The organism is Nostoc sp. (assembly GCF_036917455.1).
In the GTDB taxonomy this organism is placed as follows: domain Bacteria; phylum Cyanobacteriota; class Cyanobacteriia; order Cyanobacteriales; family Nostocaceae; genus Nostoc.
In genome coordinates, this window is sequence record NZ_JBALDK010000231.1 from 1 (window position 1) to 12,441 (window position 12,441).

Annotated in this window: 8 protein-coding genes; 2 read left to right on the forward strand and 6 right to left on the reverse strand. The window is 41.8% G+C overall.

Annotation, left to right across the window (positions count from 1 at the left end):
• Positions 1-161: 161 nt before the first annotated feature.
• The 4 genes from V7K42_RS25760 to V7K42_RS25775 form a co-directional block, all read right to left on the reverse strand.
• Positions 162-635 carry a response regulator gene (locus V7K42_RS25760; protein WP_334920120.1) on the reverse strand — a complete coding sequence of 158 codons (474 nt, stop codon included), beginning with the start codon at positions 633-635 and terminating at the stop codon, positions 162-164.
• A gap of 52 nt (positions 636-687) precedes the next feature.
• Positions 688-3,057, reverse strand: a complete 2,370-nt coding sequence (locus V7K42_RS25765; RefSeq protein ID WP_334920122.1) for an ATP-binding protein — start codon at positions 3,055-3,057, stop codon at positions 688-690.
• Positions 3,058-3,630: 573 nt separating this feature from the next.
• Complete coding sequence (locus V7K42_RS25770) at positions 3,631-5,340, reverse strand: alpha/beta hydrolase (protein WP_334920124.1); 1,710 nt, start codon at positions 5,338-5,340, stop codon at positions 3,631-3,633.
• A gap of 435 nt (positions 5,341-5,775) precedes the next feature.
• On the reverse strand, positions 5,776-6,696 hold the full coding sequence (locus V7K42_RS25775) for a DMT family transporter (RefSeq protein ID WP_334920126.1): 921 nt from the start codon (positions 6,694-6,696) through the stop codon (positions 5,776-5,778).
• A gap of 279 nt (positions 6,697-6,975) precedes the next feature.
• Here V7K42_RS25775 and V7K42_RS25780 point away from each other — a divergent pair, with 279 nt between their 5' ends.
• Positions 6,976-9,126 (forward strand): cytochrome-c peroxidase, encoded by a 2,151-nt coding sequence (locus tag V7K42_RS25780; protein ID WP_442938633.1) that lies wholly within the window; start codon positions 6,976-6,978, stop codon positions 9,124-9,126.
• Between the two features lie 485 nt (positions 9,127-9,611).
• On the opposite strand, the gene V7K42_RS25785 is transcribed toward V7K42_RS25780, so the two are convergent.
• The gene (locus V7K42_RS25785) at positions 9,612-10,790 is read right to left on the reverse strand and encodes a GNAT family N-acetyltransferase (protein ID WP_334920130.1); all 1,179 of its coding nucleotides are present in this window, start codon (positions 10,788-10,790) and stop codon (positions 9,612-9,614) included.
• A 175-nt stretch (positions 10,791-10,965) separates the two neighbouring features.
• The gene (locus V7K42_RS25790) at positions 10,966-11,229 is read right to left on the reverse strand and encodes a hypothetical protein (RefSeq protein ID WP_334920131.1); all 264 of its coding nucleotides are present in this window, start codon (positions 11,227-11,229) and stop codon (positions 10,966-10,968) included.
• A 187-nt stretch (positions 11,230-11,416) separates the two neighbouring features.
• On the opposite strand from V7K42_RS25790, the gene V7K42_RS25795 reads away from it, so the two are divergent.
• Positions 11,417-12,355, forward strand: coding sequence for a hypothetical protein (locus V7K42_RS25795; protein ID WP_334920133.1), 939 nt, complete (start codon positions 11,417-11,419; stop codon positions 12,353-12,355).
• The last annotated feature ends 86 nt before the right edge of the window (positions 12,356-12,441 follow it).

Consider the following 12,441-nt stretch of genomic DNA (forward strand, 5'->3'; position numbering starts at 1 on the left):
TAAAGAAAGAAACAAATAGTCAAAAATAGAAAAATGAGGAAAAGAATCTAGCAGAGACAAACAGACACAGCGACTCAAAGAGAGAAATGTCTCTGTGCCTTCTGAGCCGTCTCCTTTATTATCCTTTTTCTCTACTGCCTCATCAACAGACAATAAACAAATTAATCCAACACTGGTGGCATATTGGCTTCAAGCCAGTAGTCCACAAATGCCTGAATCGTTTTTTTGAGTTCCAGAGCATCCATCGGCTTTACCATATATCCATTTGCGCCCTTTTGATAGCACAATTCAATATCCTTGGGGTTAGATGATGTGGTAAAAACAACGATGGGGATTTCCTTGAAACTCTTGTCTTGCTTGAGCCGATCTAAGATGTCACGGCCATCCATACCTGGCAAATTCAGATCGAGCAAGATCACAGATGGTCGTAATGCTACTTTAGAGTTGGGTAAGTTTTCGCCTTTGCTATAGGCATTGCCCCCCAGTTGATAGAGAAACTCTAAAACCTCATCCCCATTTGTACAACGATGTATGGGGTTCTGGACGGACATTCGCCGCATCAGACGTTGTAGCATCCGAAAATCTTCATTGCTGTCCTCAACAACAAGCAGAGGTTCATCAAGTTTTTTTGTCATTCGTAGTCTTAAAAGAACTTAACAAAAATATATATTTGGTTATTATCTTAAACTATTCCAGCGTGAAATAGAAAATTGAGCCAACACCTACGGTTGATTCAACCCAAATTTGACCGTTATGAAGTTCAACAATCTTCTTAACAATAGCTAATCCTGCACCTGCACCTCCACCGTATTTCTCCTGGGAATGCAACCGCTTAAATAATCTAAAGATGGTTTCTAGGTGATGCTGTGGAATGCCAATACCGTTATCTCGGATATAAAAGATTGGGGATTGGGGATTGGGGATTGGGGATTGGGGGTTGGGAATTGGAAATTGGGGATTGGGGATTGGGGATTGGGGATTGGGGATTGGGGATTGGGTATTCTTCTTGTCCCCTTGTCCCCAGTCCCTAGTCCCCAGTCTCTCATCTAAGTAGCCAATCTCAACCCATTGCTCTGCTTTATCGTTGTATTTGAACGCATTGCCAACCAGGTTACTAAAAACCTCATTGACGAGAACTCGATCGCACTGAACTGTTGGTAAAGGCCGAGGAATGCGAATATCTACAAGCCCAGATTCTTGGCGACTAGCACGAAAGACATTAATTACTTGGTTGAGCAATTCGTTGAGATCGGTTGCTTGCTCTCGAAGATGTGCTTGTCCTAACTGCGAGAGTCGCAGCAAAGCATTAATCAGAGTTTCCATGCGTACAGATAAGGACACTACTGTTTGCAAGCACTCAATTCCATCATCATCCAAGACTTGGGCATAGTCTTCTAACAGCACCATCGAGAAGTTATAAATGCCCCGCAAAGGTTCTTTGAGATCGTGGGAAGCGGCGTAGGCAAAGGATGCTAGCTCTTGGTTGCTGCGCTCTAACTCCAGGTTGATTTTAGCTAATTCATCCGCCTTCGAGAGGACAATGCCAACGATCGCATTACTCAGAGCGATCGCACTTTCAACTTCGCAAGCTTTCCAAGGTAGAGAAGTTAATCTAACCGTTTCTTGCCATTGTTCAAAGGATTTTCGTGGAGACAGGGTATCGCTACCATCCACCTGGGCTTGAATAGATTCCTGTGGATTTCCTGCCCAGTGCACCGTTTGGATAACTTCAGGGCGAAACCAAAGAATGTAATAGCGCCGGACTTTAGAAATTCGCAGCAGCAATAAACCACTGGCAGTATCTTTAAATATGAGCGCTTCTGGATAAAGCTTCGGCAGAGAATCGGTAGAAAACAAGTTGTCACTAACTTGAGTATCTGCCCATTCAATTAACGCCCGTACCTCATCAATATTTGGTGTTGCTCCCACAAGGTTAATTTCATTATCCAGACAAACCGCCGCTCCTGAGGCACTGACAAAATCTGGCAAGCGGATTTCCGGTTTGATTAAGGCATCGATAAAATTGTCTGCTTGGGAAATAGACTCTAAAAACTCAGACTGTAGCGATTTGAGTTTTACCTTATAGTCCCATTCCGAATAACTAATTTTATGCGCTAACTCTGAAGACACAATTTGTCCCAAAAATTCGCACATCTTGCGGACTTCATAAGAAATATGCTTTGGTGTTTGATGATGACAAGATATTAATCCCCAAAGCTTCTGCTCTTGAATCAGCGAAATCACCAAAAGAGCCTTCACTCCCATATTTTGATGATATTCAGCACAACACCAATCAAAACTCCGTAGCAAAGAGTAACTTAAGTCAAGATGCTGATGTGTTGTCGGATTTTCCGTTGGTACTAACTGAACAGGTTCGGCCGTCAAATCAGGAAGAAATCGGAGAAAGCAGCGCGTGTATAACTCTCTAGCCTGCGCTGGAATATCTGTAGCAGGGTAGTGGAGTCCTAAATAAGGTGGTAAATCTTCCCGTTTAACTTCTCCAACAACAGAACCTGCTCCCGACTCATCAAATTGATAGACCATCACGCGATCGAAACCGATGATTTTTTGGACTTCTTCAGCTACTAGATGCAAAAATTCTACCAGGTTTGATGTCCTTTGCATTTTTGCGATCGCAACACCTGCCAAAGCATAGAAGCTTAAAAAACTCACCTCAGATTGGGAGTCAGTCGCTTCTAGCTCCAAAATCACAGCATCTTCTGTACGATGAGCGATCGCGTCAAAATCTCGTTTCTGATTCAAAGTATTTATTGATACTTTAAAAACATTCGTGCTACCAATTTTTTTCACCAATAACTGCTTTACAGTCTCTACTTGTTGAGCTTCTAATAAATAGCTCAATGGTTTACCAAGCAAGTCTTTTGGCTCTTTACCTAAATATGCTTGGGTATTGTTGCTTACTTGCAGTATCTTTAACTGAGTACTGAGCGCAAGTAGTACACCGTGAGGTTGAATAGAGCCAGGTATATGGATAGGTTTGCGATCGTGGTTAGTGAAAGCAGTCGCTTGGGTAGTAGTATTTTCAGGCTGGCTCATAAATCAACTTATGTAAAGCTGAGTTTTACAATAGCGCAATTAAATGTGACATTTCTTTAAAGTATATGCCGATAAGTCAGGAATGCGATCGCATCTTATCTGTGCTGTCAAGTTAGATTGCGGAACAGCAAAGGAAATTACAGTTGATTAGACCTCTTGCATAAGTCGAATGGGAGCAACGCGAAAAAGTGAGATCCTGGTGAAATAGGCAGGGGAGGCAGGGGGAGCAAGGGGAGCAGGGGGAGTAAAGAGGCATTTTTAGTATTTTTTACTACCGAAACAGACTGCTTCTACACTTATTTCTTTCTCTTCCCCTGCCTCCCCTGCCTCCCCTGCTTACCCATCTCACTGTTAGAGCATTGCTCCCAGTCGAATAGACCCCCCTTATAAAGGCTACGGTGTATACACAAGAGGAGGGTTGGGGAGGGGTGATTCAAGGATTTTTGCAAGAGGTCTATGGATATTGCGCGGGAACTCGCCGGAGAATAAATAAACTAATTGTTTATAGTCAAATAAAAATCATTACATGCAGCAATGCAACACCAATATCCAACATCCAAAATCCGAAGCTGACTATGGTGTTGGGAACTTTTTTTTTGCGGATTTGCCTCCTTTTATATTCAGTAATTGTTCTAATTCGGTTGTATTCAATGATTTTACGAGACTCAAACCAAGAGACTTACTAGAAATACTTTGAGTGTAGGCGGCGTTAAGATATGGGGTGTATTGCGGCTTCCCTGCAACGTAGGTTTGGAAGAAAGGTAAACTCAAAACATTCATGTAAAGACGCGCTTGAGAAGCATCACCAACCATATCAGTAGGTAACGCTACTTGTTGATTTGCAGGATTACCATTACCAATGGTGGAAAAGTGAGTGCCACCTACAAGCATAACGAGATACTTTTGTGAATTTGCAAACCAGGAGAAAGGTAAAATTTGCTCAGATAAAGCTGGTGCAACTGTATCATCACTACTGCTGACAATCATCACTGGAGTTTTGATTTGACTTAAGCCAGCTTTGCCAAAAATAGAACTAGTAATGGGATTAACTGCGATCGCAGCTTTCACTCTCTCATCCCGCAGGTTATAATCCTTGCCAGACTTGCTGATGTTCAATTCTAAAGCGCGACACTGGAGCAGTAAAGACATATTCCAGGTTTTTTGGAGTGCTGCTGGTTGACAGTCTTGTTTTAGCTGCTCAAAGTTGATTTTAGCGCCTGCTAGGGCTAAGGCTGTGTAGCCTCCCAAAGATTGACCAAATACTCCGACTTGTTGCAGATTTAAGCGACCTTTAAACCGTGAATCAGATTGATTACCTTTTTCCAATTGATTCAATATATATGTTATGTCCATTGGTCGGTCTTTGAATTCACCGGGTTCTGCTATTTCATTGGCGTGTCCCTTTAGCAGAGAACGCAATTGTTTAGTATCGCTACCAGGATGATTGGGAACGATAACGGCAAATCCATAAGAAGATAGGTGCGTGGCTAAATATTGAAAGTTGCTGCTATCCAAACCCAAGCCGTGAGAAATCACAATTACGGGTGCAGTATTCTTTCCATTGGGAATGTAAACATCAGTTAATAAAAGCCGATTGCGCGTTGAATCAAAAAACTTTAGAGTGTATTTTTGCGACTTAAATTTTCCCGGAACCTTTAAATCGGGCAATTGCGAGAAATTTGGTTGTGAAATAGTCGCAGCTTCTATTTTAGACTCTTGAGAAATTGCTGCGATCGCTCGATGAGTTTGGTTAACAAGTTTCTCCAATTCTGTAGCTATTTCCAAAGTCCCTGCGACATCAAGGTGAATGCTGCTGTTGGGATATTTACGCAACACATTCAAAAGTGTCAAGCCTCCCGATTCAGCAGAGGCTAAAATTAGTGCCGAACGCAAAGTACCAAGTTCTGGTTGAGAAGATTTGTTTATAATCACTTGCGCCAACCGATGCAGCAAAAATTCTCCTTGCGGTGTGTAGAGAAGTTGCGAAAGTACCACCGGACTTACTTTCACCCGATTAAGTAAAATCCGCCGCAATTCTGGAAGCTGTTCTAGAGGCAGATATTGCTGATAGGCTGCCAAATCTTCGTTAATTACGCCTGTTTTGGCATAGTTTTCTAAAGTATTGACTGAAATGGAAAGCTCCAATGCTGAATAAGATGCATAAATCCGCTCTGCTGCCAAGACAGAATTACTAATTCCAAGGGTTGGCAGCAGTGTTGAAAGAACCAGCAATAGGGAATTTTTTCTGAGGCTGCTGGCCCAATTACCAAACAAACTATTCATCGCTCAACTATTTCGGTGGTCTGGTTTTATCAGGTGTTGGCTTTGGTAGTTATTCGGACACCCTACTTAGTTTACTTAAAGTTTTTAGCCTCAATTTTATCAAAACAGAATTTAGGAGTCAGTCGTTATAATTCAGGATGAATTGTGTCTGACTTGCGAATGTATAAAGCTTTATCTGACTCCTAAATTCTGATTTTTAAATTCTTCTTCAAGAATTTTTATCTTGGCCGTAAAGTCAAAAATTAAATACTACAGAATCATACAGATGGGTAAAATATCCATCTACTTAAGAGGCTGACCCCGTAGTTTGCCTTCACTATCAAATCATAACAAATAAAAAATTCTCTGCCTCAGTATTTATGTTGTAGCTTTGAATTTGGTACGAATTAGTTAGAGAAAAAACGCAGTAAAAATCCTGAAAATCCTTATTATTAATCAGCTTTTACCCAGTGCGATCGCGACTGAACCTGTAACAACTAAACCCGCTCCGAATATTGCTATAAAACTGAATTGTTCTGCGGGTATCCAATCAGGTGCAATAACTGATACAACCGCAACTAAGATTAATGTCACAATGGGAGCTAAAGCTATTACTGCACTTACTCGTGATGCTTCCCAATGTTCTAACGATTCAGCAAAAGCACCGTAAGCGATTAAAGTATTCAAAGCACAAAAAGCCAACATTCCTAAATGGAAAGGATCAAGTATAAAAAGTGATTTTACTCTGGCTAGAGGAGTGAATAATAAAGCACAACCCCCGTAAATTATCAGCATTATGCTGGCGGAAGATAAAGATTGTAATAATTGCTTTTGGGCTAAAGCGTAAATCGCCCATGACGTTGCTCCTAGCGCAATCAAAACACTACCTAGTATATATGTGCCATGAGCTGTAATTAAATTTGTTAGTTGTTCTCGAAAAAATAAAACATAACCGCAAATCATTACACTAACACCAATCCATTGATACAGCCGATAACGTTCTTTAAAAATTACTAACCCTCCGAAACCTAATAAAAGGGTAGATAATTGAATCAGAACTTCAGCGTTAGCAGGTGATGTTAGTGCTAAACCTTGTGTAAATAAGAAGTAATTAATCCCTAAAAATAGTGTAGCGCTCGCTAATAATTTCCAAGAAGTAGAACGCAGTTGTTCTAACTTTGGTAATTTACCGCGTATTCCTAAATACACAGCTAGTAGTACAAATGATACTAAAAAGCGAAACCAAATGATGGTATACACATCCAGTACTTGCAGAGTTACCGCCAGAGCAATCGGCAAAATTCCCCACAATAATACCGTTAATAGCGATAAAGCTAACCCTAAGCGCCAGCGACCAGAACTTCGATGTAGCGACATTCAAATATCCTACCCAAAGTAGGGCTGATGATAATTTAAAACATTTTGCATATCTAAATATTATCAATCTTTATTGATAACTTATCTTAATAAGCTTGGAAAGCAAATTAAATATAGAACAGCTTCTCGACCCGACTCAATTTATTTTTAGTCCTAAACTAGGGTGTTTTTTGTTCATAGAAAATTTGTAAATTGCGTAATTCCTTTACATGAATATTAAATTTCAGACTTACACATAAATGTATGATTTGTTTCAGTGTTCTTTTATTACAAAAAGCTATGGGGTTTATACCCATGTTAAGCTTAGTAGTCTTTATTACAGGCTTATTCATTTACTTTCTAATGACCTCAAAAGGTCGGTTTTTGCTCAAATCTGTGGTGACAAAAATAAAGCGCCAAGAGTGGAGATTCGGATATAGCAAGCTTAACTACCTGAGATCGAGATTTTCAAAGACTATAACAATTGCTGCTCTTATTATGGCAGCAGTAATAGCTGGAAATACTGTATCAGCTCAGGTTACGCCGTCGCCTCTAACCTCGCTCAAAAGCGTATCGGTTCCACAGCCTGACAATCTTGGAGACTTCGTAAAAAACAAACCAGCTGCCATCCAGTTAGGAAAGGCTCTTTTCTGGGATATGCAAGTAGGTAGCGATGGCAAGACCTCCTGTGCTACTTGTCACTTCCATGCTGGAGCCGACAGTAGATCCAAAAATCAGATTAATCCTGGGCTTTTGCAGATTAACGCTAATGGTACGGCGAATCCCGACACGATTTTTGATGTCGGTGGATTAGCAAACTACCAGCTAAAACCGGGAGATTTTCCCTTCCACAAACTGTCAGACCCGAATGATGCGAAGACTGTTGTCTCTGACCGTAACGATGTCAGTTCTTCTCCGGGGGTCTTCAATACTAAGTTTGTTGATGTCACACCTGGTAATGCCCAAGACCAAGTAACAACCGAACCAGATCCGGTGTTTAACGTGGGAGGCATTAATGTGCGCCGCGTCGAACCGCGTAACACAGCAACCGTGATTAATGCAGCATTCAACTTCCGCAACTTCTGGGACGGAAGGGCACAAAACATCTTTAATGGGGTGAATCCTTTTGGTTTAAGAGATCCTAACGCTGCGATCGCCAAAGCAGCAACCCCAAATCAACTAGAATTTGTCAATGTCAGCCTAAATAATTCGTCTTTGGCATCCCAAGCGGTCGGCCCGCCACTCAGTTCTTTTGAGTCGTCTGCTAATGGCAGAACTTTTCAAGAAATTGGTGATAAATTCGGGTCAATTGACAAAAGATCCCTTAGCGCTGGTAAGGGTAAAAAGCTACCCCGAAAACTTGCTAAAAAGTTATTTCCCCTGAGACCGCTAGGTAAGCAGATAGTGCATCCGCAAGACAGCGTTTTAGGTCGAGATAGTAGATGGCCCAAACTTGGACTCAAAGATAGAACCTATGAGCAGATGATTCAAGATGCCTTCAAACCAGAGTGGTGGAAGTCTAATCGACTCATTCAAGTTGATGCTCAAGGTCAAAGGACTTTTGTCAAAAAGCCCGATCGCTCTTTGGAGACTAATGAGTATACATTGACTGAGTACAATTTCTCGCTATTCTTTGGGCTAGCAATTCAGTTGTACGAGTCTACACTCATTGCTAATGATACGCCCTTCGATCGCTTTTTAGAAGGAAATACCACTGCCCTAACTCCTCAGCAACAACTAGGTAAACAAATATTTGAGGGCAAAGGTCTGTGTATTGGTTGTCACGTTGGCTCGGAATTAACAGCTGCTTCAGTTAGCAGTGTGAAAAAAGATGGACGAATCAAACGTGCGCCGTTCCCTCCAAACAGCCCTGAAGACAATGGTTTCTTCAACATTGGTGTCAGACCTGTTACCGATGACCCAGGTTTGGGTGGTAATGACGGCTTGTTTGGTAACGGCCAAGGTAATCCGCTTTCAGAGGTACGATTGGCTCAGTTGGGGAAATTTCAAGTTCTCCTCGGCGAAAATCCTCCCATCCTCACTCCACCGTTGAGTTCTAGTGAAACTGTGTTTGCAGACGGAGCCTTCAAAGCACCTGGACTTCGCAATGTCGAACTCACTGCTCCTTACTTCCACAATGGAGGTCAGGCGACGTTAGAGCAAGTGGTTGATTTTTACAATCGCGGTGGTGACTTTGGAGTTCTTCCCCCCCTAAATCTCTCACCAGATGAAAAGCAGCAATTGGTCGCTTTTTTAAAGGGATTGACTGATGACCGAGTTCGGTATGAGAAAGCGCCTTTTGACCATCCGCAACTGTTCGTCCCCAATGGACATCCAGGTGGCCCGACATCTGTTATCAACGATGGTACTGGCCAAGCCACAGATGATCTACTGGAAATACCTGCTGTTGGTAAAAATGGCGGTAGTGGTACTCCAAATTTCTTGAATTAATATCATGTTCGCTTGATTACTTATTAAATCCGAAGAACCCCACCCCGCTCTTCGGGCTACGGTGTATATACAAGTCTGAAAATAGCTGAAGAACTCAGGTTTTACCCCACCCTAACCCTCCCCTTATAAAGGGGAGGGAACCGGAAATATTATTTCCCCCCTTTATAAGAGGGGATTAAGGGGGGTAATACGACTTGTGTATACACCGTAGGCTCTTCGGGAGGGGACTAAGACCCGGATTTCTCACCACATCTCGATTAAGCCTTGTGCAGGGCAGCAGGGGAGCAGGGGAGGCAGGGGAGGCAGGGGAGGCAGGGGAAGAGAAAGAAATAAGTGTATTTATAGCTATAAAGGTCGTAAAAAATACTAAAGTTTTCTCTTCACTCCCCCTGCTCCCCCTGCTCCCCCTGCCTCCCCTGCTATTTTCACGAGGATCTCACTTTTTCGCGTTGCTCCCCATGATATTATTCCCCATTCCCAATTCTTTAAAAAAAGTCAGCCATCCAAGGTGAAGCACCTGCAAATATTTGCGTGGCTGCTAAGATAGCCGTTTCTGTATCATTCAGTTTTCCGGCTTGTTGCAAATGGTAGGGGGTGAATAAACCTGTATACAATGGTGCCAATTCCCGAATATCTAGCTGCAACTCACCCTTTCCACCTTTGGTAACTTCGCCGCGTCCGTTGGCAATTGAAAGAATGAATTTACCATTATTTCCAGTTAGCAAATTATCTTGAATTTCTAAGTGCAATTGGGTCTGGATTCCTGGTGGATAACCCCGCAATTCTAGCGCCTTGACTACATCTACTACCCGCAGCATCCAGCGAAACTGACGGTATATCTTGGCAGTTTGCTCTGGTAGTAGCAATGTCAGGGAATCAATTGCAGAACTCTTCCATCGCACGTGTTGAATTTGGGAGCGATGATTTGCTAGAAAAGACCAGAAAGTTTGTGCAGCAGCAACTGTACTCAGCACCCAATCTTTCACCCAGAGGATTTCCCCATCTTCTGTTCGCTCTTGAGTAAAGATGATGTAACCTTGGGGTTGATCTTTAGTACCTATAAAATAGGCGTAGACTGTTTCCTGTTTATCTGGTTGGATTATTCGTTCCCAAATTGCTGAATGTCGGTCTAAGTAGCCGTGCGTTTGTCTCGCCTGTTGCTGATATAGCTCATGAAAGTCTTCATGATTGATGCTCATTACTGGTTGCAGAGGTAGAGGTTGCTCCCGCACCTGGATATTCCTGGTAGCAACTTCCCAAATACACCAGCTACCCCCCTGCTCATAACCTACTTTTCGGTACAAAGTTTGAACGGCTGGATAAAGAGCGGAGATTGCTATACCTCTATCGTAAAGTTCTTTGAGGGTGTGCTGCATGAGAGCGATCGCAGCTCCCGAACCGCGATATTCTGGAGCAATGCCCACTGCGGCAATTCCTGTCATGGGTACACGTTGACCACCCCACCACTGGCCCATATCCAAAGTTGCTAATCCACCAGCTAATTGTTCCAATCCCCGAATAATGCGGAAGTTTTCTACGCCAATCAGATTGATGTAAACTTCCTCGCCACCAAGGGCGCTGATGAAACATTGCTCAAGGATATACGCCAACGGCTGGATATCCTGTGGATAGGCGAGAGTACTGTATTCAAATTGAGCCGTCATCTCTTATACCATTAGTATTACAAAACCAAAATCATACTACAAAGGATGTTTTTTGAGTGTTTCACCAACTTAATACACAACAAAAAGATTAATGCGGTTTGTATTTGCAGATATGGGATACTTAGTAAAGTTACTTAATCTTCATATTAATTTACATAAAAAAGCTGTACAAATGTCACAAGCTTTGAATACCTAAAGTTTTAACTTCACTATTTACAATATCCAAGCAAAAAGCCTCGACGTTGACCTTCTGAAGCTCGATGTTGACCTTCTGAAGCTCAATGTTGACCTTCTGAGGCTCAATGTTGACCTTCTGAGGCTCGATGTTGACCTTCTGAGGCTCAATGTTGACCTTCTGAGGCTCAATGTTGACCTTCTGAGGCTCAATGTTGACCTTCTGAGGCTCGACGTTGACCTTCTGAGGCTGGCTGACATTCAAATTTCGATTATATAGCACAAGCCTTGGTGGTTAGGACATCAACAAATGATGAAACTTAGACACAAAAAGACTTTTCACCCAGTCCCCAGTCCCTAGTCTCCAGTCCCCAGTCCCTAGTCCCCAGTCCCCAGTCCCCAGTCCCTTGCTATAATTCCAAATAATTATTTCTAACTCAATAAATATACTAATGAATGTTGTAATCCATTTATTCCTTTTTTTACTGCCAATTCTGGGTAGCTTTTGGATTGCCCAAACTTGTAACCCTTTATCTTCTTATCAGCCTCTTCAGTCTATAGATGGGGCGGCTTTATATAAAAAAGAATTAACTAATGGGAATGAAGCCTATTTACAAGTGATCAATATGGGCAAAATGCACATAGATCAAATTATTGGAGAAGTAGATAATATAGGTCTAAATGAGGGTAAATATTATCAAGGAGAAGGGAAATATTACAGCCCATTTTTCCAAAGAAAGTTGTTTTCTGAAGTTGCAAATGAATATAATGAACTTTACGCAAATAACGTTTTCTCGATGATTAATTGTTCTTTTTTTGAGCAATACGAATCTAGTACTCAATTATCCTTTCCAATCAAACTAAATGGTGTAGTCATCAGTGGTGGCACTAGTCCTTATGGCCCCATCAAAGAACCAAAAGATAAATACTATAGTAATATTCACCTCAAAGCTCTAGTCTGGGATCATAAGCAAGCATACATTACCGATTACAACCAGGTTAGCGGTGCGCCTCTCAATCAAAACGCAGTAAAAAATGCGATCGTTACTTACCGATACAGCGATCATCCCGCAAAAGTATTAGCCCAAAACCAAGCAAATAAGTATCAACTCATTGGGACTCTAGACAAAGATGGTGTTAAGGGTGACGAGTTATTGTTAATTATGACGGTAAAGCAAGCAACTCTAGATGAGGCCGCCGATTTATTACGTAAAGTAGGAGTTAAAGGCGACATCATTACTGTTGACGGCGGTACGTCTACTTATTTATTTAACTCCCAGAATGGAAATATTATTGTTCCTCAACTAGCTAATTTGCCAGATAATCCTGCTTTCCGAAACCTCCCTCATTATCTGGGATTCCGTAAAAATACCAAGAATCAGGTTAAGTAGCTGGGCGGGAAAATTTATAACTATGTAACGAAAAGTTAATTAGAACGATTAAAGTCAAATTTGACACGTTTTGTACTGTAGTTTCC